Source organism: Aquabacterium sp. NJ1 (genome assembly GCF_000768065.1).
GTDB lineage: Bacteria > Pseudomonadota > Gammaproteobacteria > Burkholderiales > Burkholderiaceae_C > Aquabacterium.
In genome coordinates, this window is the sequence record NZ_JRKM01000001.1 from 689,251 (window position 1) to 712,800 (window position 23,550).

The following is a 23,550-nucleotide window of genomic DNA, read 5'->3' on the forward strand; positions in this document are numbered from 1 at the left end:
TAACGCGGCTCAGCCCCTGTTTTGACGGCCTCAGGCCGTTGTCGACTGGTGGCGAACCCTGAACCAGGCCGCGTACATGGCTGGCAAGGCCAGCAGGGTCAGCAAGGTGGCCACGATCAGGCCGCCCATGATGGCCACCGCCATCGGGCCCCAGAAGGCGCTGCGGGTCAGCGGGATCATGGCCAGCACGGCCGCGGCCGCAGTCAGCACGATCGGGCGGAAACGGCGCACGGCCGCCCCGACGATGGCATCCCAGGCTGGCACACCCCGGGCGCGGTCCTGCTCGATCTGGTCGATCAGGATCACCGAGTTGCGCATGATCATGCCCATCAGGGCGATCACACCCAGCATGGCCACGAAACCGAACGGCCTGTCCGAGGCCAGCAAGGCCATGGCCACACCGGCAATGCCCATCGGCCCGGTCAGGAAAACCAGCAGCGCACGCGAGAAGCTCTGCAACTGCAGCATCAACAGCGTGAAGATGATGAACAGCATGGCCGGCACATTGGCAAAGATCGAGCCCTGGCCCTTGGTGCTTTCTTCTGCCGTACCCGCCAGTTGCACGTGGTAGCCCTCGGGCATCTTGGCTTCCAGCTCCTTCATCTTGGGCCACAGGGCCTGGCTCACGGTCGGGCCCTGGATGCCGTCGCGCACATCACCCTGCACGGTGATGGCGAAGTGGCGGCCATCGCGCCAGAGTACGCCGGGCTCCCACACCAGCTTGGGCTTGGCCACTTGCAGCACCGGCACCATCTTGCCCGACGCTGTCGGCACGTAGGCGTTGTCCAAGGCGCTCAGGGTCTGGCGCTCGGATTGCGGCGAGCGCAAGGCAATGTCGATGAGGCGGTCGCCTTCGCGGTACTGGCCCACGGTCGTGCCGGAGGTCAGCACCTGGCTGGCCTGGGCGATGGACTGCGTGGTCACGCCCAGGGCGCGCGCCTTGTCCTGGTCCACACTCAGTCGGATGGATTTGACGGACTCGTTCCAGTTGTCGTTGACGCCGCGCATGTCAGGGTGCGCACGCATCATCGTCTTGGCTTCTTCCGCCCAGTGGCGCAAGGTCGTCACGTCATCCCCCACGATGCGGAATTGCACCGGGTAAGGCACGGGCGGCCCGTTGGGCAACAGCTTCACACGCGTGCGCACCTCGGGGAACTCGGTGGCCAGGATGGTGGGCAGCTTGTGCCGGATCTGCTCGCGCATGGCCGCGTCCTGCGGCAACACCACGATCTGGCTGACGTTGCTCTGCGGGAAGATCTGGTCCATGGGCAGGTAGAAGCGTGGCAGGCCCGAGCCAATCCATGAGCTCACGGTCTTGACGCCCGGCTCCTTCATCATGCGCGCCTCGAAGCGCCGCGCCACGTCCTCGGTCGAGTCAAAGCTGGAGCCTTCCGGCAGCCACAGGTCCACGATGATCTCGGGGCGGCTGGAATCCGGGAAGAACTGCTGCTGCACCTTGCCCATGCCGACGAAACCGAGGAACAAGGCCCCCAGGGTGATGGCGATGGTGATCCAGCGGTGCGCCACGCACCAGTTCACCAGCGCCTTGAAGCGCGAGTAGAACGGTGTGTCATACAGATCAGCCAGCTCGCCCTCGCCCGCCTGAATCTTCGGGCGAGTGCGCAGCAACCATTGGCCCAGGTAGGGCACGAAGTAGACCGACACCACCCAGGAGATCAGCAGCGCCGCGGCGGTCACCGCAAAGATGGCGAAGGTGTACTCGCCCACGGCCGAGTTGGCCATGCCGATGGGCAGGAAGCCGGCCGCCGTGATCAAGGTGCCCGTCAGCATGGGCATGGCCGTGATGTCGTAGGCGGCGGTGGCCGCGCGCATCTTGTCGTAGCCCTCTTCCAGCTTGTGCACCATCATCTCGACGGCGATGATGGCGTCGTCCACCAGCAGGCCCAGCGCGATGATGAGCGCACCCAACGAGATCTTGTGCAGGCCCACGCCCCACAGGTCCATGACCAGGAAGGTCACGGCCAGCACCAGGGGGATGGTGATGCCCACCACCAGGCCCGGCCAGACATCCAGGCGCAGCGGCTTGGTGTGCAAGCCCAGGCTCAGGAAACTCACCGCGAGCACCACCACCACGGCCTCGACCAGGGCGTGCACGAACTCACCCACGGAGTTGGACACCGCCTGCGGCTGGTTCTGGATCTGATCCAGCTCGATGCCCACAGGCAGGCTGGCCTTGATACGCTCTGTCGCAGCCGACAGGTTCTTGCCCAGCTCGATGATGTCCCCGCCCTTGGCCATCGAGATGCCCAATGCGACCACCTGCTTGCCCTGGTGGCGAACCTTGGTGACAGGCGGATCTTCATACCCGCGGCGCACGGTGGCGATGTCGCCCAGGCGGAAGGTGCGGGCCTGCCCGGTGGCCGGGTTGAGCACACGCAAAGGCATCTGCTTCAACTGCTCGACGTTCTGGAAGGCGCCGTTCACGCGCATCTGCACATTGGTACGGTCGCCGTTGTAGACGCCCGCGCCCTCGACGCCGTTCTGCGCATTGAGTTGCTGGATCACCTGTTGCAGATCCAGCCCCAACTGGGCCAGCTTGAACTGCGGGATCTCCAGGAAGATCTTCTCGGCTTGCACGCCGAACAGTTCCACCTTGGCCACGCCCGGCACACGCAACAAATCAGAACGGGCGCGGTCTGCAAACTGACGCAACTCTTCTTGCGAGAAGCCATCGGCAGACAAGGCGTAGATGGAGCCGTAGACGTCACCGAACTCGTCGTTGTAGAACGGGCCGATCACGCCTTGCGGCAAGGTGTAGCGCATGTCGCCCACCTTCTTGCGCACCTGGTACCAGAGGTTGGGAATTTCCTTGGGCGGTGACGAATCCTTGACCATGAAGAGCGTGAAGGACTCGCCCGGCTTGGTGTAGGACTGGATCTTGTCGGCGTAAGGCACCTCCTGCAGCGTGCGCTCGATCTTGTCTGTCACCTGCTCGGCCATCTGCTGCGCGGTGGTGCCCGGCCAGTAGGCGCGCACGACCATGATGCGAAACGCAAAGGGCGGATCTTCGTCCTGCCCCAGCTGGAAGTAGGCGGCCAGGCCCAGCAGCATCAGCACCACCATCAGGTAGCGCGTCAGCGCGGGGTGCTCCAGCGCCCAGCGGGAAATATTGAAACGCTGACCTTGCGGCCAGGCGCCCTGCGCCTCGTTCGAGGAATCTGGCTTGTGACTCAAGACTCGCTCCTCGCCGATCAGGGCTTGACCGCCGATGCGGCCGTTGCACCGTTGCCATCAGCCGGCGCGGTGGCGGGCTGATAACGGTGCACCTTCTGACCAGGGTTGAGCGCGTGCACGCCCGCCGTCACGATTTCCTGACCGGGGGCGAGGCCCTTGGCGATGAGGATCACGTTGCCGGTGACATCGCCCGTCACCACGGGCGTTGGCTTGACGGTCATGGACTGGGCATCCAGCACCCAGACGATGGACTTGCCATCGCGCTCAGCCAGGGCATACAGGGGGATGCGCACACCGCCGGCAACACGCACCGGTGTGTTGAACGCCACGCTGGCTGATTGCCCCAGTTCGAACCCGGCCTTGCCCACATCAGCCTTGGCCAGGAAAGTGCGGGTGGCAGGATCAGCGGCGGCCGCCACCTCACGCACCGTGGCAGGCACCCAATCATTGCTGCCCCAGCGGCGCACCTTGATGGCGTCCTTCTTGCCGACCAGGCCTCGCACCGCCTGCCCCAGATCTTCAGGCACGGCAAACACGGCGTCCCGGGGGCCGTCGTGGGCCAGCGTCAGCACCGGCATCCCGGCATTCACCACCTGGCCGGGCTCCATGTCCACCGACGTGATCACGCCTGCGGCGTCCGCCACCAGCGCGGCGTAACTGGTCTGGTTGCTTTGCACCCCGGCCTGGGCGCGCGCCTGGCGCAGGCTGGCCTCGGCCGTCGTGGCCATGGTGTTGTGGCGCTCCAGTTCGGCTTCGCTGATGAATCCCTGGGCCTTCAGTTCCTTGAAGCGCTTGAGATCGGCTGCGGCCTGCGTGGCATTGGCCTCCGCGGCGGCCAGGCCAGCGCGGGCTGCGTCCTGCTGCAAACGCAGGTCCTGCGGGTCGAGTTGCCCCAATACCTGCCCCGCACGCACGGCCTGCCCCAACTCGACCAGGCGGCGAGCCACCTTGCCCGGCACGCGGAAACCCAGGCGCGACTCGGTACGCGCGCGGATATCCGCAGAGAATTCGCGCTCCAGCACGCCGCCCGTTTCCGACACCATCAGTGTGCGCACGGCTCGCTCGGGTGTGGGCGCAGGCGGCTCCTTGCTGCAGCCCCCAAGGGCCAGAACCAGAGCAGTCGAGAGCAAGACGAGGCCCGTCGGGACGCGGTGCGCATTCAATTTCATATGGTGATCGGATTGGAGCAGAGGGGGATGCGCGGCGAATCAACAACAAGAAGACGACGGACATCGCACGACGCCAGAGTAACTGACTCGCGGGTCAGTAATGTAGGCAATGATTTCTGGGTCTGTCAATTCAGCTATTGAGACAATACGGATTGCGTCTTGCCATTTGTCATGAATTCATCCTCCCCACTCCCCTCTTCTGACGTTTTTCCGCATCCAGGCAGCAGCCTCTACTACGCGCTCGCCACGGCACCTGCCGGACGAAGCGCTGCCTTGCGTCTATGGCTGCAATGGTGGCATGAGACCGCCCAGATTCCATTCAAGATCCATGATCCCGGCGTGGCAGAAACGAAACTGCGCTGGTGGCTGCAGGAGTTGCAGGACGCCGCCAAGGGGCAGGCACATCACCCCCTGCTCAAGGGCCTGCTGTCCGCACCGGCCAGCAAGGATGCGGGGGCGTTGCCGGACTGGCCTTTATGGGCCAGCCAGATCGAAGGCTTGCTGACCCTGGTCCACCAGACACGCTGGCTGGATGACGCCAGCCTGCAGCGCCATGCGCAGCAGACCACGGGGGCCGCCTGCGAAGGTGCCGCCTGCCTGCTGGGGGCATCAAGCGAGGCGGCCAAACAGGCTGCAAGCCAGTTGGGCTGGGGCATGCGCCAGGCACACCAGTTGGCCCGCCTGGGCCAGGATGCGCGCGCCGGCTGGGTTCAACTGGGCATCGATGTCCTGCAGGCGCACGATGTCAAGGCGCACCAGTTGAGCAAGCCGGATGCGACGCAAGCACCCGAGGGCTGGCCCGCCCTGCTTGCGCACCTGCACCAGCGGGCCACGGACAACATCCAGGCGGGACTCAAGGCTTGCCAGGTGCTGCCCGCCAAAGAGACGCAAGCCCTGCTCCCTCTGCGCGTGCTCGCACACCTGTATCTGCAATTGATCGACGAGATCGCCAACCAGGGAGACCGCGTCCTGCATGAACGCATCGTGCTGACACCGTTGCGTAAATGGTGGGTGGCGCAACGCGTGAAGTGGGGCCTGCTGCGCTGAAGCGCTGGTGGGCCCTCACCGGCCGTAAGGTGCCGCCAGAGGCTCGCCCACGAACAGCCCCTGCTGGGGCCACATCACGCTTTTCCAGTAGGCTTCCAAGGCCGTGGCCCCTTGCACATAGAAGAGCAGGAGCACCTGGGGGTTGGGGAACTTCTGCACGTGCGCACAAGGCTCACTGGTGGTGCCATAGCTCGCCGTGGCACCCGCCTCGATCCAAGAGAGCACGCTCATCTGGCCGTGCGGGTCATCCAGCTTGCCGCCAAATGAGGTCAGGTGGTCGGCCAGCGCACCGGGCACGAAGTTCACACTGTCCAGGCCATCCACGGTGGCACGGCCCGTCATGTAGAGCAGCACCCGGTCCACATTGCGCAAGGCATCGGTCTGGTCCAGGAACACGTTGAGCCCCACCTTGGGCTCGGGCCCGGCGGGTGGGAAGAAGACCTGGCGCACGCTGCGCACGCTGTCCGAGGTGGTCACGAAGTGCACATCCACAGGCGGGGCACCGCGCAGCCCGAGGGTGCCGTCCGAGCGCACGCCGCGGTCGATCAAGGCCTTGGCTCCCTCCACATCCCGGGCTGCCAGCAGCATACTGGGGCGAATGTGGTGATCTTTATAGGGTTTGGTCGATATCGAACCAAAGTAGGAAGATGGCCGCCCCTTGTCGCAGGTCTTGCTGCACAGGCGCCCGTCATAGCCCAACGCCAGCGCGCCAGTGATGGAGTTGCAGTCCACGCTGAAGGGTTGCTTCCAGGCCAGCGCCAGCCCCTGGACACGACCGCCGTAGAACTCGTCCACCTTTTTCGAGAAAGCCTCGAACTCCTGGGGCGTCAGGCTCGGCTTGAGGGGCAGGCTGACCCGCAGGATCTGGTCTGCAGGAATGCGGCGGGCTTTGGCGTAATAGGCCCCGACCTGCACCGAGTAAGGATCGTCCTCGTTGATGACCAGGCCCATGTCTTTTGCCGTGAGTCGCCCGTACATCCTTGGAAAGGGCGAAAGCCATTTGCGCACTGGGGCCGAGGCCGCCGAGGCGGGCGGCGCATTCACGGCCCCCGAAGAAGCCGCCTGGGAGGCCGGGTTGCCGCTGGCGGCGACGTCCTTCTCCGGGGCGTTGCTGGGCTGGGCCGACGCCATACAGCCAAGGCCGGCAGCCACAAGGCCCACGAAAAAAAGGCGAAACAAGGACACGGGGCGTCGAGCGCGGCACCAGATTGGCGCGTTGAAACTGGAAATGGTCATAGGCGTTATGAAATGCCGAAAACGACATGCCAAAGGGGCGAAATGCGCTCAAGGCACAGATTATTTCGCCGATTGATGGGGGGTTCCACCTTTCAAAATCCCTTCTCACGGAGGAAAACCCCGATGAGTGACTCCAAAGCAGCATCCACTTCGATCCAGGTTCTCAGCAGAATGTTCAGTCTGCTGGACACACTCGCGCGTGACGGAGGTGCGGTTTCACTGAAATTGATCAGCGAGCAGACCGGTCTGCACCCCTCCACCGCCCACCGCATCCTCAATGACCTGGCCGTTGGCGGCATGGTCGAGCGCTCCGGCCCTGGCGCCTACCGCCTTGGCCTGCGCCTGCTGGAGCTGGGCAACCTGGTCCGCGCCCGACTGGATGTGCGTGATCTGGCCGTGCGCCCCATGCAGGAATTGCACCGCCTGACCGGCTTCCCGGTTTCCCTGTTTGTTCGCCAGGACGATGATGCCTTGTGCATCGAGCGCACGGTGTCCGAGCGCAATGGCGTGCAGGTCACCCGCGTGATGGGCCTGCGCGTGCCGCTGACGAGCAGCGCCGCCGGCAAGGTGCTGCTGCTCAATGAAACCGGCTCAGCCTTGCAAGCCTTGTCCGCCAACCAACCTGGCCTGCCTGCCGAGCTGTCCCTGATTCGTCAGACCGGTCTCGCACAGGAAGGCGAAGGGCAAGACCCTTCCCTGCAGCTGGCCGCCGCACCGATTCTGGACGACCAGGGCCGCGTGGCAGCCAGCCTGGCGCTCAACGCACCCGCATCACGCATCAGCCCGGAATGGGGCGAGGCGCTGAAGAACACGGCCCAGCGCGTGTCGGGCAGCCTGGGCTGGAGCCACGCCTGACCAGGCCCGGCCCCACCAAAAAAAAGCCTCCCGAGGGAGGCTTTTTTCATGGGCCCGCGCCAGCGCGCGGACCTGCTCAGATCACGAAGTGACCTTGTTGTGTTCGGGCAGGCTGCTCAAGGCACCCTTTTGCGTGGCCGACTCGATCCAGCGGCGAACACGTTCGGCGTCGGCCTGGCGAGAATACTTGCCCGAGGAATCCAGGAACACCATGATGAACTTGCGGCCGGCCATCTTGGCCTGCATCACCAGGCAGCGCCCGGCTTCCACGATGTAGCCGGTCTTTTGCAGGCCGATGTCCCAGGCGGGGTTGCGCACCAGGCTGTTGGTGTTGTGGAACTGCAGTTCACGACGCCCCACGCGCACGGCGTATTCGTGCGAGGTGGACAGCTCACGGATCAAGGGCTGCTGGTAGGCCGCCTTGACCAGGGAGGCTAGATCCTTGGCGCTGGACTGGTTGCCGCTGTTCAGACCCGTGGGGTCAACATATTTGGTGTCAGCCATGCCCAGGGAACGGGCCTTGGCATTCATCGCCATGACGAAAGCAGACAAGCCGCCAGGATAAGTGCGGCCCAGCGCATGCGCCGCGCGGTTCTCGGAGGACATCAGCGCCAGGTGCAGCAATTCGCCGCGCGTCAGGGTGGCACCAACGGCCAGACGCGAGCTGCTGTTCTTTTCGGTGTCCACGTCTTCCGAGGTCACCGTGATCTGGTCTTCCAACGGCAGCTTGGCTTCGACCATCACCATGGCCGTCATCAGCTTGGTGAGCGACGCGATGGGCAGCACGGCCTCGGAATTCTTGGCAAACACCACTTCATTGGTGTCCTGGTCCATCACCAGGGCCACGCTGGACTTCAGGTCCAGAGGGTCTTGCGTGTGATGCAGGCCATAGAGCTGGCCGAAGGAAGCACCGGAAGCGCTGGACGCTGCTGCCAGGTTGGATGCAGGCTTGATGGCGCTGGCGGCATTGATCGAAACCGGTGTCAGCTTGGCGGGTTCAGCCGAATTGTTGACAACGGCGCGAGTTACTGCCGAACGAGACGCCGCCGAACGAGATGCCGTCGAACGAGGCGCGGCATGAACGGCGCGAACGCGCGATTTACCGTGACGAACGACCTTCTTGCTCTTGACGGTGTGCGCCGACGCATGGCGAGCCTTGGTGGCGGCTTCAACAGAGGTCGTAGCCGTGAAAGACAGCACGGAAACGAGTGCAATCACAAGCCAGTTTTTATTCAATTTCGAGCACACCACAGTACAGCCCTTTCGTCTTCACGCAAGTGTAATAAAAAAACGCGCAAGATCAAAGACTTACGCGTTCTTTATCAAGCGGTCTGGCTAATCAGACCACCGTCGTGCGGGTCAACCCTGTGCGGCCACCCTCTCGGACTTGCTGTGCAGCTTGTTCAACGCAGAGAGATAGGCTTTGGCTGACGCCACAACGATGTCCGGATCTGCCCCGACCCCATTGACAACGCGCCCGCTATGCTGCAAGCGAACTGTGACCTCTCCTTGCGATTCTGTGCTTCCGGACGTGATCGCATTCACCGAGTAAAGGACGATTTCCGCGCCACTTTTCACGACAGCCTCGATTGCCTTGACACTGGCGTCGACAGGGCCATTGCCATCGCTCTCGGAACGGTGTTCCTGCTCGCCGGCCGCAAACACGATGCTGGCGTGCGGGCGCTCCCCCATCTCCGAGCGCTGTGACAAGGCCACCAGGCGGTAGTGCTCCTGCTCGTTGGTGACGCTCTCGTCGCCCACCAGGGCGATGATGTCTTCGTCAAAGATTTCGCTCTTGCGGTCGGCCAGTTCCTTGAACTTGGCGAAGGCGGCGTTGATTTCGGCTTCCGAATCCAGGTCGATGCCCAGGTCCTGCAGGCGTTGCTTGAAGGCGTTGCGGCCCGAGAGCTTGCCCAGCACGATCTTGTTGGCGGCCCAGCCCACGTCTTCGGCACGCATGATTTCGTAGGTGTCGCGGGCCTTGAGCACGCCGTCCTGGTGGATACCGGAGGCGTGGGCAAAGGCGTTGGCGCCGACCACGGCCTTGTTGGGCTGCACGACGAAACCGGTGGTTTGCGACACCAGGCGCGAGGCGGGCATGATCTGCTGGGTCTCGATGCCCACGTCCAGACCGAAGTAGTCACGGCGGGTGCGCACAGCCATCACGACCTCTTCGAGTGCGCAGTTGCCGGCACGCTCACCCAGGCCGTTGATGGTGCACTCCACCTGGCGCGCGCCGCCGATCTTGACGCCGGCCAGGGAGTTGGCCACGGCCATGCCCAGGTCGTTGTGGCAGTGCACGGACCAGATGGCCTTGTCCGAGTTGGGCACCTTCTCGCGCAGGGTCTTGATGAAGTTGCCGTACAGCTCGGGGATGGCATAGCCCACGGTGTCCGGGATGTTGATGGTGGTCGCGCCCTCGTTGATCACGGCCTCGCACACGCGGGCCAGGTAATCCAGGTCGGAGCGGTAGCCGTCTTCAGCCGAGAACTCGACATCGGACGTGAGGTTGCGGGCAAAACGCACGGACAGCTTCGCTTGCTCGAGCACCTGCTCGGGCGACATGCGCAGCTTCTTTTCCATGTGCAGCGCGCTGGTCGCAATGAAGGTGTGGATGCGCCAGGAATTGGCGCCCTTCAGGGCTTCGGCAGCACGGCTGATGTCGCGGTCGTTGGCACGGGCCAGCGAGCACACGGTGGAGTCCTTGATGACATCGGCGATCGACTTGATGGCCTCGAAGTCACCATTGGAGGATGCGGCGAAACCGGCTTCGATCACGTCGACCTTCAGGCGCTCAAGCTGGCGGGCGATGCGCAGCTTCTCTTCACGCGTCATGGACGCGCCTGGCGACTGTTCGCCATCGCGCAAGGTGGTGTCGAAAATGATGAGCTTGTCGGTCATGGTGGTCTCCGTGGGACAGAAGTCGGTCAGGTCAGGTTGACGCGGGCCGAGGACTTCTTCCATCCAAAACAAAACGGCCCGCAAGAAGCGCTTGGCGGGCCGTGATGCAAGGGGTACTGGTGGTACAGACGATAGCGATCAACGCGCCCGGGGCACTCCTAGCAGTAGTAGCAGCGATGCGTTGAAGGTAGTCATGGGTGTCAATATAGCATGCGTGCCCGGGGCCTGAACGGGGCAAATACGCCGATTCAGCCTCGGAAATGGCGATCAGCGATGTAGGCCGGCTTCATCTGGCTCGTCGGTGGAGGTGGAAATCACGCTCACCGGCTTGCCCTTCATGCGCTTCCAGACATACACACCATAGCCCGAGACGCCATAGATCACGAACACGCCAAACAGCACGATGGGCGGGTGGATGGTGATCACGGCAATGCCCAGTGCGATGGCCACGATGGCGATGAAGGGCACGGTGCGGCGGAAGTTGACGTCCTTGAAGCTGTAGAACGGGATGTTGGTGACCATGGTGAGGCCCGCGTACAGCGTGAAACCACAGGCCAGCCAGACCATGCCGTGCAGTGAACGCGCGGTTTCGCCCAGGTCGGTCACCACCCAGATCAGGCCCATGACCAGTGCAGCGGCGGCCGGGCTGGGCAGGCCCTGGAAGAAGCGCTTGTCCACCACGGCGATGTTGGTGTTGAAGCGTGCCAGGCGCAAGGCCGCACCCGAGCAGTACACAAAGGCGGCGATCCAGCCCAGCTTGCCCATGTCCTTGAGTGCCCATTCGTAGGCGATCAACGCCGGTGCGGCGCCGAAGGACACCATGTCGGACAGGCTGTCCATCTGCTCGCCAAAGGCGCTTTGCGTGTTGGTCATGCGCGCCACACGGCCATCCAGGCTGTCGAGCACCATGGCGCAGAAGATGCCGACCGCAGCCTGGTCAAAATGGCCGTTCATGGCCATGACGATGGCGTAGAAGCCGCCAAACAGGGCAGCCAGGGTGAACAGATTGGGCAGGATGTAGATGCCCTTGCGACGCGGGCGTGGCGCGTCATCGGCATCGTCCAGGCTCAGATCCACGTTGGGATCCGCCTCTTGCGGGGAAACAGGTTGCACAGTCAAGCCTTGTTCAGGGTTGCCAGAATGGTGGTGGTGGCCGAGACCTTGTCGCCGGGAGCGACCTTGGGCACGGCATTGGGTGGCAGGTAGACATCCACCCGCGCGCCAAAACGGATCAAACCGTAACGCTGACCACGCGTGAGCGTGTCACCGGGCTTGACCCAGCACAGGATACGACGGGCAATGAGCCCCGCCACCTGCACCAGGGTGACCAACTGGCCGTTGGACTCGATCACCAGCGCATTGCGCTCGTGATGCCGAGAAGCGGTGTCCAGATCCGTGTTCAGCAACTGGCCGGGAATGTACTCGACCTGGCGGATCACGCCGTCCACGCTGGCGCGGTTGGCGTGCAGGTTGAACAGGCTCATGATCACGCTGATGCGCAGGGCATCGCGGTTGGCGTAGGGGTCACGGGCCTTTTCAATGCGCACGATGCGGCCGTCTGCGGGAGACAGCACAACACCGGCCTGCGAGGGAATGGCACGCGGCGGGTCACGAAAATAAACCGCATGGAGCAGCAGCCCGGCCAGCGCCAGCACACTGGCAACCAAGGGGCCTTGCCAGGCCAGCGCCAACAGGCAAAGAAGCAGGAGTGCACCCAGAAAGGGCCAGTTGTCCCGACTCGGTAGGGGAAAAGGGAAACTCATCTTGCCGCGGAGGATAACTCAAGCGGCGTTCACATGGTGCATGACCCGCTGCGGGTACGGAATGTCCACCCCCAGGCGGTTGAGCGTATCCAGGATCACCAGATTGACCGCCGAGCGCGCGCCCAGCTGGCCGTTTTCGGGGTCGGCGATCCAGAAGGCAATGGTCAACTCCAGCCCGTCAGAAGCAAAACTGCTGAGGAACACGGAGGCCGAAGGCTCCGCCACGACGCGGGGCACAGCGGTCACGGCATCCCGCAGCGCAGGCATCACCGTGGTCAGGTTGGTGCCATAACCCACCTGCACCACCGTGGTCAGCATGAGCTTGTTATCGGCCAGCGAAGCGTTTTCGACACGCTGCGTGATCAGCAACTCGTTGGGCACGATGGATTCGCGGCCTGAAGAGGAGCGCAGCACCGTGTAGCGGGTGTTGATGTCGGTGATGCGGCCCTCGAAGTTGTCCACCTTGACCAGATCCCCGATGCGCAGGCTGCGTTCGGCCAGGATCACGAAGCCGCTGACATAGTTGGCCGCCAGTTTCTGCAGACCGAAACCCAGGCCTACGCCCACGGCGCCACCCAGCACGGACAAGGCCGTCAGGTCGATGCCCGCCGCCGACAGAGCCATGATCAGCCCCAGGGTCAGCAAGATGGCGCGGATGGCGTTGGCGGCGATCTTGCGCAGGGACAGGTTGTCCGTGGCGCCCTTGAGCAGCTTGTTTTCGATGGCCGACGACAGGCTCAAGCTCAGGATCAGCACCAGCACGGCGCTGAGCGAGCCTTCGATCAGGTTGCGCAGGCTGACCTGCGTGGCGCCGATCTTCCAGGTGATGTCTTCCAGCTCACCCATCACCATCGGCATGACGCCGGTCACCCACAGCACGGTGACGATCCAGGCCAGCCAGGAGACGGTCCGCTCGACCACCCTCACCGTATGCGATTGAGGGAAAGCCACCCGCAGCACCTTGACCGTCAGTCGGATCACGGCCAGGGAGGCCAGCACCGGAATGACCAGCCGGAAGACCGTCAAGGGCAGCACGCCCAGGAACATGCGCCGGGCGGCCAGCGACAGGAACAGGGCCAACACAGGGAACAGCACCCCGTCCACCACATGGCGGCCAAACCAGACGGAATGGGGGTCCCCCTTGGCGCCACGCCACAGGCGCAGCAACAACCAGGACAGTGCCAGACAACCCAGCAAGATGCCGGCTTCGGCCAGGGCCGAGCGCTGCTGAAGCCCTTCAAGCAGTTGGATCAGTTCTTCGGAGGTGATGGGATGGGTGACCTGCGCGGTACTCACTGACATGAAGGATGCGTATTAGTTTTCGATCAAGGTGCGCACATGCGCCGCCACACTGCGGGCCAGCGCACTGAGGTTGTAGCCACCTTCCAGGCAGGAAACGATGCGCCCCTTGCTGTACTTGCCGGCCACTTCCATGATTTTCGCCGTGATCCAGGCGTAATCGGCTTCGACCATGCCCAGGCCACCCATGTCGTCTTCGCGATGCGCATCAAAACCGGCGGAAATGAAGATCATCTCGGGCTGGAAATCCTCCAGGCGGTACAGCCAGTAGCTTTCCACCACATCCCGGATCAACTTGCCGTCGCTGCGGGCCGGCACGGGGATGTTGACCATGTTGCCCGCGCGGGACTCGGCCCCGCTGTACGGGTAGAAGGGGTGCTGGAACAGGCCGACCATCAGCACGCGGTCGTCGCCGGCGAGGATGTCTTCGGTGCCGTTGCCATGGTGCACGTCGAAATCCACCACGGCGACCCGCTTGAGGCCCCGCACGTCCAGCGCATGGCGCGCAGCCACGGCCACGTTGTTGAAGAAACAGAACCCCATGGTCTGGTTGTGGGTGGCGTGGTGGCCAGGCGGGCGCACGGCGCAAAAGGCGTTGTCCAGCTTGCCGTCGATGACCGCGTCGGTGGCGGCAATGGCCGCGCCGGCCGCGCGCCAGGTGGCAGCGCGTGTGCCCGGGCTGGCCCAGGTGTCCGGATCCAGCGCGCGGGTATCCCCAGTGGCTTCGAGCTGCTGCAGGAAGTCGTCCAGCGTGAGGACGTAATTGAGGTCATGCGCCAGCGCCAGATCGGTGTTGCTGGCCAGCGGCACGTCGGGCGAGAGCATCAGAACGTCCAGCCCCTGCGCACGCAGTTGATCTTCGATGGCCCTGATGCGTTGGGGGCATTCCGGGTGCCCTTCCCCCATGTCGTGGGCCAGGCAGTCTGTGTGTGAAAAATAGCCGGTTGCCATGGGTCAGCTTTGCCCCGCACGCGATGCGGGTTTGAGTTAATGTCGCGTCATGCTGCGAAACGACTCGAACCACGTCCTGCCGACTGGCGGCGCCACGTCCATCAAGGGCTCGCAAATCACTCAGCTCATTGATCAGGTTAGCACGATCATTGTGGGCAAACGAGAGCAGGTGACCCTCAGCGTGATCTGCCTGCTTGCCTCAGGTCATCTTTTGATCGAAGACGTGCCAGGCGTGGGCAAAACGACCTTGTCGCAGGCGCTGTCACGCAGCCTGGGGCTGAGCTTTTCGCGCATCCAGTTCACCTCGGACCTGCTGCCCTCGGACCTGATCGGCGTGAGCGTGTACGAGCGCCAGAAAGAGGCTTTTGTGTTCCACCCCGGGCCAGTGTTTGCCCAGGTGCTGCTGGCCGACGAAATCAACCGCGCCGGGCCCCGCACGCAAAGCGCGCTGCTGGAAGCCATGGAAGAGCGGCAGGTGTCCGTCGAAGGCGAAACCCGCCCCCTGCCTGCCCCGTTTTTCGTGATCGCCACGCAAAACCCGTCCGAGCAACTGGGCACCCACCCTTTGCCCGAGTCGCAACTCGACCGTTTTGCAATGCGGCTGTCCCTGGGCTACCCGGATCCGGCTGCCGAGCGCGCCCTGCTCACCGGCGTCGACCGGCGCAGTGCAATGCAGGCTTTGCAACCGGTGATCACGCCGGCGCAATGGCAACAATGGCAGGCACGTGTGGACGAGATTCATGTGGCCGACAGCCTGATTGATTACCTCCAGGCCTTGATCACGGCCACCCGGGATGGGCGCTGGTTCGCCCTGGGGCTGAGCCCACGAGCCGGCCTGTCGTTGCTGCGGCTGGCGCGTGCCCGCGCCATGGTGCTGGGCCGCCAGCACGTGTCGCCAGAAGACATCCAGGCGCTGTGGATACCCGCTGTGGCGCACCGGCTGATGCCTTTGCCGCAATCGGGCCGCAGCGCCGCGGCCCAGGCCCGCGCCCTGCTGGAGGCCACACCCGTCCCATGATGAGCCGGACTCGGGCGCCCCTGTCGAGTGGCCGCTTGCCAGCCGGCGTGAGCGGGATCAGCCAGCGCGTGTCGGCCTGGTGGGAAGCCAGGCTGCCCCGGCGCGACCAGCTCACCCTGAACCAGCGCAATCTCTACATCCTGCCCACCAAGGCGGGCTGGAGCTTTGCCCTGGTGTTCACCGTGCTCCTGCTGGCCTCGATCAACGAACAGGTCAACCTGGGCTATGCGCTGAGCTTCCTGCTCGGTGGCGCCTCCATGGCGGCGCTCTACCAGACGCATGGCAACCTGCACGGCGTGAACCTGCGCCTGCTGACCCTGCGCAGCGTGCACGCCGGCCAGGTGCTGCGCGTGGGCATCACCCTGAGCAACCAGCATCGCAAGCTGGGCCGCTACGGTTTGCGCATCACGGCGGGCCCCAAGGCGCCCGAAGGCACCACGGAAGGCCCTGGCTCACCCCAGCACGCCGAACTCAGCCCGGGCAGCGACTACACGGTCGAGGTGGACGTGGCCACGCACCAGCGCGGCTGGTTGACGCTGCCCCGCATCACGATCGACACCTGCTTCCCGCTGGGCCTGTTTCGCGCATGGGCCTACTGGCTGCCGCAGACGCAAGTCCTGATCTGGCCCGCCCTGGACCCGCACGCCCCCACCCTGCCTCATGAGCACCGGGTGGTGTCGTCCGAGCAGTCTCATCGCACGACATCGGTGAGCACCGACATGCCGGAGGGCTTGCGGGACTATCGCCGAGGTGACCCTCAACGCTGGATCGCCTGGAAGAAATCCAGCCACGCACTGGCCTCCGGGACGGGCCTGGTCAGCCGCGAGCCGGCGCAAGGCCACAGCCCTGACCTCTGGCTGGACTTTGATCAGAGCCCCGGCATGAGCGGCCTGGATGCGGAGGCCCGCTTGTCCCGCCTGGCCAGTTGGTTGATCCAGGCGGAGCAACAGGCTTCGGCACAAGGCCCGGTTTATGGCTTGCGCCTGCCTGGCGTCACCCTGCCCTGCAACGCCGGGCCGCACCACCTGCGCCATTGCCTGGATACCCTGGCCGTCTGGGCGCCCGCTGGCGCTGATCAAGGCCGGCCGCAGGGGGCTGCATGAAGCGGCTCAGCGCCACCGCCATCAGCCGGGAAGGCCGCGACAACCTGCTGTTGCTGGCCGTGCTCGCACTCAGCATCCTGCCGCACCTGCCGCGCCTGCCCTTGTGGTCATCCGTCAGCACAGGGCTGGCCATCGTCATCCGGGCCCGGCTGGCCTGGCGCGACGCCCCCCTGCCCCCGCGCTGGATCTTGCTGGTTTGCCTGGCTGTCGGCATGGGCATGACGGTCTGGACCTTTCACACGCTGTTTGGCCGTGAAGCGGGGATCACGCTGGTCTGTTTGCTGGCCGGGCTCAAGACCCTGGAACTGCGGGCCCGCCGGGATGCCTTCGTGGTGACCTCGCTGGGCTTTTTCCTGATCCTGACCCAGTTTCTGTACTCGCAAAGCCTGTTCATCGCGGCGCTGATGCTCGTCGTGCTGATGGGCATGCTGACCTCGCTGGTGCTGGCGCAAAGGCCCATGGGCCGACCCAGCATCTGGTCTGCGGTCAAGATCGCGTGGCGTTGCGTGCTCATGGGCATCCCGCTGATGCTGGCCCTGTATATCCTGTTCCCCCGCCTGGGGCCGCTTTGGAGCGTGCCCGCCGACGCTGGCCCGCGAACCGGGCTGTCCGATCGCATCAAGCTCGGACACGTGGCCGAACTGGCCCAGGATGACTCGGTGGCCATGCGCGTGAAGTTCATTGACACCCCCCCCGTCACGGCCAAGTTGTATTTCAGGGGGCCGGTGCTGGACTACTTTGATGGCCGCAACTGGGTGGCCCGCCCGCGGAGCCCGGAATCGGTCAGCGTGGACGAAGTCTTCCCGCCCACGCCCATCGGGCCGGGCACCCGCTACCAGATCACGCTGGAGCCCAGCAAAGTCAACACGGTACCGCTGCTGGACGGCACCTTGATGGCAGGCCCGACACCACCGCTCACCGAACCTCGTCTTGAACGCGAGGGCTTGAACTGGACAACGTCGCAATCCCTGGCGGACCGTACGCAGATCGACGCGCAAGCCTGGCTCAGCATCACGCATGGCCCCAAGCTGGGTACGCCGCTGCTTCAGCCCTGGCTGCAGCTGCCTGGAGGCCTCAACCCCCGCACCCTGGCCTGGGCACAAGCGCTACTTCAACGCCCTGAGCTCAACACGGCCGACCCAAGAGGCCTCTCCAACGCGGTGTTGACCCACATCCGCCAAGGTGCCTACCGCTACACCATGACCCCAGGAGACGACGGCACCGATGCCCAGGGCAGACCGGTGCGCGACCTGATTGACCACTTCTGGTTCGACACCCGCGAAGGCTTTTGCGAACACTACGCAACAGCCTACGTGGTCATCATGCGGGCCATGGGCATCCCCAGCCGCGTGGTCACCGGTTTTCAAGGCGCCGAAATCAACCCGGTGGATGGCCTGTTTGTGGTCCGCAACAGCGACGCACATGCCTGGGCCGAGTTCTGGCAACCGGGCGAAGGCTGGGTGCGCGTGGACCCGACCGCAGCCGTGGCGCCGGAACGCATCGAGCGCCCGCGCCAGTCGATCGGCAACCGCGGCCCGCTGCAAAACGCCTTGTCCAGCATCAACCCGGCGGCCTGGGGCCGCATGCGCGACTACCTGGACGCGACCAACCACCGCTGGAACGTCTGGGTGCTGCAGTACTCGCGCCACCGCCAGATGCAGCTGCTCAAGGACTGGGGCATGCCCTCGCCGAACTGGATGGACCTGGTCAGGCTGTGCGGCATCGTGATCATGTGCACCAGCTTGCTGGGCATCGGCTGGTTGTGGTGGACGCGGCCACGCACCCCTCGCACGCCGTGGAGACGGCCGCTGATGCGTGTGCACCGGGCGCTGCAATCGGCCGGGCTGCCGCCACCCGACGCCAGCCCGATGCCGGCACCGGCCATGAGCTGGGCCGCACGCATCGAGCGCGTTGACGCACCTGGCGCGCTGCAGCCGGTACAACAGGCGCTGATCAACGCACTGCAGCAGCTCGATGCGCTGCGCTACGCACCGCATCAAGGCAGCACACGCGAAGCCCGCCAGCAGCGATCGGCCTTGATTCAAACGATTCAGCAACAGGCGCAACAGTGGCGCGCGATCAGGCGACGGGATCGGGCAAACTAGGCTCATCCAGCTTCATGCGCATCCCGCGCCCTCTTTGAACATGCCTGCGGTGCCCCAAGCCACCATCATTTTTTGCCACCGCGGTGTGATCGCCGCCACCTTGTGTGCGTTCCTGGCGGCATGCGGCAGCAAGCCCCCAGTGCCAACACCGGGCTCCTTGCCCTCGTTGAGCATGTCCGACCTGCCCGCGCAAGCTGTCGAGGCGACACCAGAAGAAGGCCTGTCTGCCACCGCCAGGCCCACCGCCGTGCCTGACAACGCTGTGCTGAGCACCCGGCCGTTGCAAGGCAACCCCTCGCCCGACGGCTATGCGGCCCGCGAGGACGCCAGGCAGCTGGCCCATGAACTGGCCCAGGCGCAGGAGCTCAATGAAGCCTGGGTCTGGGAAGCGCTGTCCAAAGCCCGCTACAAGGAAAGCGTGGCCAAGCTCATGATGCCCGCTGCCGCCGGCACGGCCAAGAACTGGGGTGTGTACCGCAGCCGGTTTGTCGAGCCCATCCGCATCCGGGCTGGCGTCAGTTTCTACCGTCGTCATGAGGGCGACCTCAAACGCGCAGAGGCCACCTATGGCGTGCCGGCCAGCATCGTCGCAGGGGTTCTGGGCGTGGAAACCATCTATGGCCGACAGACTGGCAATTTCCGCGTGCTGGACGTGCTCACCACCTTGACGCTGGACTTCCCCAAAGGCCGAAGTGACCGCAGTGCCTTTTTCAAGACCGAACTGGGCCAGTTCCTGAAACTGTGCCAGGAACAGCAACTGGAACCCGACACCGTGCTGGGCTCTTACGCCGGCGCGATCGGTTTACCGCAATTCATGCCCAGTTCGATCCGGCGTTACGCGGTGGACTTTGATGCCGACGGCCACATTGACCTGCTGCGCAGCCCGGTCGACGCCATTGGCAGCGTGGCCCACTACTTGGCCGAGCACGGCTGGCAACCCGAGTGGCCCGCCTATTTCGATATCAAGCCACCGCAAGACGATCAAGCCCTGGCCAAATTGCTGGCGCCCGATATCGTGCCCAGTTTCTCTGCCGCTGACATGCAAGGGCTGGGAGCCGCATTGTCAGCCAGTGGACAAAATCACCCCGGCCAACTGGCCCTGGTGCTTTTGCAAAACGGCAGCGAGGCACCAACACTGGTTGCCGGCACATCCAATTTCTACGCCATCACGCGCTACAACCAGTCCAGCTATTACGCCATGGCCGTGATTCAACTGGGCGAAGCCGTATCCCGCGAGGCCGCACGATCAAATTGACTGCGTGTGTTCTCTGAAATTCCAGGCCGGAAAACAGCCCCTGAAGCATTGAATGGCGGACAGCGCAAAGCGTGCACGTTTCACGCCATATACAGCAACGAGCGTGCGGGGCTTTACCGATGCCCACATATTCAGTTTGCACCGACATTTATTTTGTGTTTAGAATTCGTGCAAGTTGACGCCCGGGCGTTCAAAGCATGAACGGGCCAGGCATGTCGACTGTTGGCATCTTCCAATAAGTATTCATTGCCCTTGATACCCGGGCCATAAAGGACACCACATGAGCAACTACCAAGAGCTTCTCGCACAGAAGGCCGCGCTCGAAAAGCAGGCGGCAGATCTGGAAAAGCAACTTCAGGACGCGCGTCGCGCTGAACGTGCTGGCGTGATTGCTCAAATCAAATCCCTGCTGGCCGAGCATGGCCTGACAGTGGCTGACCTGGGCCTCAAGCCCGGCAAGCCCGCAGCAGGTGCTGGTGGTAGCGCTTCGGCTGGCCGCAAGGTGGCCCCCAAGTACCGCAACGCCCAGACCGGCGAAACGTGGACGGGCCGTGGCCTGCAACCCAAGTGGGTTCAAGCTGCCATCGCTTCGGGCAAGAAACTCGAAGATTTCGCGATCTGAATTTCAGATTGAAACAAAAAGGCCGGTCTCGCAACCGGCCTTTTTTATTGTTCAGGGCTTGGCAGGTTTGAAATCACCTGCAAGACCCAATACAAACTGTTCGGGCTTGAGATACCGCTTCAGGGCCTGATTGACCTGATCCAGCGTCAGGGATTCCAGCCTTGCGTCAACCTGGGCCGCCAGCGCGAATGTGCGATCAAGGTAAAGGTTGCTGACCCAGCCCGCGGCCAGACGTGCATCTTGCGCCCGGCTCAATCGGCGGAAATTCAGCAAACCACGCTTGCCCGATTCAAACTCGGCTTGCGTGAAGCCCTGTGTCAAAGCCCGGTTGATCTCTTCCTTGAACGCGGCCTCCACCTTGTCCCGATTCTGTGGCGCGAAGATGGCCGATGCCGTCCATTCCGAATGCTGCTCGATCGGGTTCCAGTTGACCGAACTGTAGACGCTGTAGGACAGGCCTTCCTTTTCACGAATGCGATTCCACAAGCGGGAATCCCCGCCAGCGCCGAGCAAATGATTGGCCAGCATGAATGCGGCGTAATCCGGATCGCGGTCGCTCAAAGGCACCGGCAGGGTCACGGACATGGCTGCATTTTGTTTGTCCGGTGTTTGCAGCACCATGCGGGCAGGCGGCACCTTGATCAGTGGGTCGGGTACGCGTGCAAATGGCTGGTCATTACGCCAATCGCCAAAACCAGCCTGCAGCGCCTGTTTCACGGCGTTGGCATCCAGATCACCCACGGCCGCGAACTGCGCATGGTTGGCCGCCAGGAAGGTGTTGTGGAAGGCACGCACGCGGTCGATCTGCACGCCCTTCCAGTCCGCTTCGGTTTCGGCAAAGGTGCGGGCATAGCGCACATCCCCCACGGGGTAAGGGTTGCCGTGTCGGGCGATGGCTTCGGCCAGCACGGCTTCAGGCTCCTTGCTCTGCTCTTCCAGCGCGGCCAAGGCCTGATGGCGCACCTCTTCCAGGCCATCGGCTGGCAGGGCAGGATGGCGCAAGACATCGGCCACCAGGGCCACCACGGCCGGCAGGTGCTCGCGGCGGGTCGCCAGGTTGACGATCAATTGCCCTGGCGCGGCGTTGAAGCTCACCTCGGCCTGCAGGGCATCAAGCTTGTCTTGCAATTGCTGGCGGTTCAGGCTGGTCGTGCCCTTGTCCAGCAAGGCGGCCAGGGCAGCCGGTGCCTCGCCCCAGTTCGCGAGCGACTTCTCGTCACCGTAACGCAGCGTCAGGCTGGCCTTGACCGCCTGGCCGCGTGTGGATTTGGCCAGCAGCGCCACCTTCATGCCCGAAGGCAAGGCAAAGCGCTGCGTGCGTGCATCGATGTTGGCGGGGCTGGCATCAAAGGCCTCGGCCTTGGCCTGCGCGCCTTGCGCCTTGAAGTCCTTGAACATGTCAGCCACATTCACGCGTTCGGGCTGGGGAGCACGCTCAGGCGTGGCGGTAGGCACGTATTGGCCCAGCGTCCGGTTGGAGGACACGAATACCTGGTTCGCCACTCGCTGGACATCAGCCAGCGAAGCCGATTTGATGCGGTCACGCGTCAGGAAAAACAGGCGCCAGTCGCCCTGGGCCACCGACTCGGACAAGGCCACCCCGATGCGCTGCGGGTCGGAGAAGCCCATGTCCCACGATTTGAGCCACTTGGCCTTGGCGCGGTCCAGTTCCTCTTGGGTGATGGGCGTCTGCTTGAGCGAAGACTCGATCACGTCGAGCATGGCCTTGCTGGACACGGCCGCATCTTGTTGGGGGGAAAGTTGCGCCCCCAGCAGGATGAAACCAGGATCGGCCAGGCCTTCCGAGAAGGCGAAGACACCAGCGGCCAGTTGCTTCTCGGTCAGCGCCTTGTGCAGGCGGCCCGAGGGCGTGTCACCCAGGATCACCGAGAGCAACTCCACCGCTGCGTAGTCGGGGTGTGCACCCGGCATCACGTGGTAGCCCGCGTACAAGAGCGGCACGCCACCCACGCGACGCAGGGTCACGGCGCGCTCACCGTCTTGCACCGGGTCCAGCGTGTAGAGATGGGGCAAGCTGCGTGTGGGCTTGGGGATGGCGCCAAAGGCCTGCTGAATCCAGGGCAGCGCCTTGGCCGGGTCGAACTTGCCCGACACGATCAGGGTGGCGTTGTCCGGCTGGTAGTAGCGGTGGTAGAAAGCCTGCAGATGGCTGATGTCCACGCCTTCGACGTCCGCACGGGCACCAATGGTGGACTTGCCGTAGTTGTGCCACTGGTACATGGCCGAGACAGTCTTCTCCATAAGGATGCGGCCAGGGTCGTTTTCACCCATTTCCATCTCGTTGCGGACCACGGTCATTTCACTGTCCAGGTCCTTGCGGGCGATGAAGCTGTGCACCATGGCGTCAGCCTGCCAGTTCAGGTACCAGCGCAGGTTGTCGTCATTGGCGGCGAAGCTGGCGAAATAGTTGGTGCGGTCGTACCAGGTGCTGCCGTTGGCATTGAAGCCGCGCTTGTTGAATTCGGCCCAGACCTGCGGATATTTGGGCGAGCCTTTGAACATGAGGTGTTCCAGCAAGTGGGCCATGCCGGTTTCGCCGTAACTTTCGTGGCGCGAGCCCACGCGATAGGTCACGTTGACGGTGGTGGTCGGCTTGGAATCGTCCGGGATCAACAGGACTTGCAGGCCGTTGGCCAGCCGGTATTCGGTGATGCCTTCGACCGAGGTCACCAGGGTGGGCGCGGCGCTGACGGCCACGGCCTTGCTGGAAGCCGCCTGGGCCTTGGGTGCCACGGGCGCCGCTTGACCTGGCATGGCCAGCGTGGACGCGACCAGCATGGCCAGCACGCTCACCACGAAACGGGGTGACTGACGAAAACGAGAAACGTTTTGGGATGAAGTCATGGTTTGTTCGTTTGGCGATGGGCAGCAGAAAAGGCCCAGGATGAGACTCAGCTTCACTGAGTGTAGGCGGCCTGTGTAAAGGTTCCGTTGCGGATGCGCCCTGAAGGGCTGGCGCGTGACGCAGCCACACCTCACCAGGCTTTGTGCGATGTCATCGCTGGCCCGC

18 protein-coding genes are annotated in these 23,550 nt (G+C 63.9%); 8 read left to right on the forward strand and 10 right to left on the reverse strand.

The features are described from left to right. Window positions 1-30: 30 nt before the first annotated feature. Window positions 31-3,195, reverse strand: coding sequence for an efflux RND transporter permease subunit (locus tag JY96_RS02960; protein ID WP_052162073.1), 3,165 nt, complete (start codon window positions 3,193-3,195; stop codon window positions 31-33). Window positions 3,196-3,212: 17 nt separating this feature from the next. After that, window positions 3,213-4,364, reverse strand: a complete 1,152-nt coding sequence (locus tag JY96_RS02965; protein ID WP_035034816.1) for an efflux RND transporter periplasmic adaptor subunit — start codon at window positions 4,362-4,364, stop codon at window positions 3,213-3,215. A 171-nt stretch (window positions 4,365-4,535) separates the two neighbouring features. Here JY96_RS02965 and JY96_RS02970 point away from each other — a divergent pair, with 171 nt between their 5' ends. Continuing rightward, on the forward strand, window positions 4,536-5,411 hold the full coding sequence (locus tag JY96_RS02970) for a squalene/phytoene synthase family protein (RefSeq protein ID WP_081960989.1): 876 nt from the start codon (window positions 4,536-4,538) through the stop codon (window positions 5,409-5,411). A 15-nt stretch (window positions 5,412-5,426) separates the two neighbouring features. Here JY96_RS02970 and JY96_RS02975 read toward each other — a convergent pair whose 3' ends face one another. Continuing rightward, window positions 5,427-6,362, reverse strand: coding sequence for a TIGR03790 family protein (locus JY96_RS02975; protein WP_235333836.1), 936 nt, complete (start codon window positions 6,360-6,362; stop codon window positions 5,427-5,429). Between JY96_RS02975 and JY96_RS23795 the strand changes: the two genes are divergently transcribed. Both JY96_RS23795 and JY96_RS02980 read left to right on the forward strand, forming a co-directional pair. Next, a complete protein-coding gene (locus JY96_RS23795; protein WP_235333838.1) occupies window positions 6,361-6,723 on the forward strand; it encodes a hypothetical protein in 363 nt (120 codons plus the stop codon). The two genes, JY96_RS02975 and JY96_RS23795, sit on opposite strands and share 2 nt — an antisense overlap. A gap of 95 nt (window positions 6,724-6,818) precedes the next feature. Further along, window positions 6,819-7,502 (forward strand): IclR family transcriptional regulator, encoded by a 684-nt coding sequence (locus tag JY96_RS02980; RefSeq protein WP_235333839.1) that lies wholly within the window; start codon window positions 6,819-6,821, stop codon window positions 7,500-7,502. A gap of 81 nt (window positions 7,503-7,583) precedes the next feature. On the opposite strand, the gene pbpG is transcribed toward JY96_RS02980, so the two are convergent. The 6 genes from pbpG to JY96_RS03010 all read right to left on the reverse strand — a co-directional run bounded on the left by pbpG (window position 7,584) and on the right by JY96_RS03010 (window position 14,416). Continuing rightward, on the reverse strand, window positions 7,584-8,720 hold the full coding sequence (gene pbpG / locus JY96_RS02985; protein WP_035034825.1) for a D-alanyl-D-alanine endopeptidase: 1,137 nt from the start codon (window positions 8,718-8,720) through the stop codon (window positions 7,584-7,586). A 141-nt stretch (window positions 8,721-8,861) separates the two neighbouring features. Beyond that, window positions 8,862-10,403 carry a 2-isopropylmalate synthase gene (locus JY96_RS02990; protein WP_035040970.1) on the reverse strand — a complete coding sequence of 514 codons (1,542 nt, stop codon included), beginning with the start codon at window positions 10,401-10,403 and terminating at the stop codon, window positions 8,862-8,864. 267 nt (window positions 10,404-10,670) lie between these two features. Next, on the reverse strand, window positions 10,671-11,480 hold the full coding sequence (pssA, locus tag JY96_RS02995; RefSeq protein ID WP_052162879.1) for a CDP-diacylglycerol--serine O-phosphatidyltransferase: 810 nt from the start codon (window positions 11,478-11,480) through the stop codon (window positions 10,671-10,673). A 38-nt stretch (window positions 11,481-11,518) separates the two neighbouring features. Continuing rightward, window positions 11,519-12,166, reverse strand: coding sequence for a phosphatidylserine decarboxylase (locus JY96_RS03000; protein WP_035034826.1), 648 nt, complete (start codon window positions 12,164-12,166; stop codon window positions 11,519-11,521). An 18-nt stretch (window positions 12,167-12,184) separates the two neighbouring features. Continuing rightward, on the reverse strand, window positions 12,185-13,468 hold the full coding sequence (locus JY96_RS03005; protein ID WP_035034828.1) for a mechanosensitive ion channel family protein: 1,284 nt from the start codon (window positions 13,466-13,468) through the stop codon (window positions 12,185-12,187). Window positions 13,469-13,480: 12 nt separating this feature from the next. Next, window positions 13,481-14,416, reverse strand: coding sequence for a histone deacetylase family protein (locus tag JY96_RS03010; protein WP_035034829.1), 936 nt, complete (start codon window positions 14,414-14,416; stop codon window positions 13,481-13,483). A gap of 49 nt (window positions 14,417-14,465) precedes the next feature. Between JY96_RS03010 and JY96_RS03015 the strand changes: the two genes are divergently transcribed. The 5 genes from JY96_RS03015 to JY96_RS03035 all read left to right on the forward strand — a co-directional run bounded on the left by JY96_RS03015 (window position 14,466) and on the right by JY96_RS03035 (window position 20,519). Then, the gene (locus JY96_RS03015) at window positions 14,466-15,434 is read left to right on the forward strand and encodes a MoxR family ATPase (protein WP_081960991.1); all 969 of its coding nucleotides are present in this window, start codon (window positions 14,466-14,468) and stop codon (window positions 15,432-15,434) included. Beyond that, window positions 15,431-16,537, forward strand: a complete 1,107-nt coding sequence (locus JY96_RS03020) for a DUF58 domain-containing protein (protein WP_081960992.1) — start codon at window positions 15,431-15,433, stop codon at window positions 16,535-16,537. Before JY96_RS03015 ends, JY96_RS03020 begins: the two co-directional genes overlap by 4 nt. Then, entirely contained in the window at window positions 16,534-18,642 is a 2,109-nt protein-coding gene (locus JY96_RS03025) for a DUF3488 and transglutaminase-like domain-containing protein (RefSeq protein WP_052162076.1), read from the forward strand. Before JY96_RS03020 ends, JY96_RS03025 begins: the two co-directional genes overlap by 4 nt. 172 nt (window positions 18,643-18,814) lie before the next feature. Next, the gene (gene mltB, locus JY96_RS03030) at window positions 18,815-19,897 is read left to right on the forward strand and encodes a lytic murein transglycosylase B (RefSeq protein WP_081961566.1); all 1,083 of its coding nucleotides are present in this window, start codon (window positions 18,815-18,817) and stop codon (window positions 19,895-19,897) included. A 280-nt stretch (window positions 19,898-20,177) separates the two neighbouring features. Further along, window positions 20,178-20,519 carry an H-NS family nucleoid-associated regulatory protein gene (locus JY96_RS03035; RefSeq protein ID WP_035034831.1) on the forward strand — a complete coding sequence of 114 codons (342 nt, stop codon included), beginning with the start codon at window positions 20,178-20,180 and terminating at the stop codon, window positions 20,517-20,519. A 51-nt stretch (window positions 20,520-20,570) separates the two neighbouring features. Here the strand turns inward: JY96_RS03035 and JY96_RS03040 are convergent, their stop codons facing one another. Continuing rightward, on the reverse strand, window positions 20,571-23,384 hold the full coding sequence (locus tag JY96_RS03040; RefSeq protein ID WP_235333841.1) for a pitrilysin family protein: 2,814 nt from the start codon (window positions 23,382-23,384) through the stop codon (window positions 20,571-20,573). Window positions 23,385-23,550 lie beyond the last annotated feature (166 nt).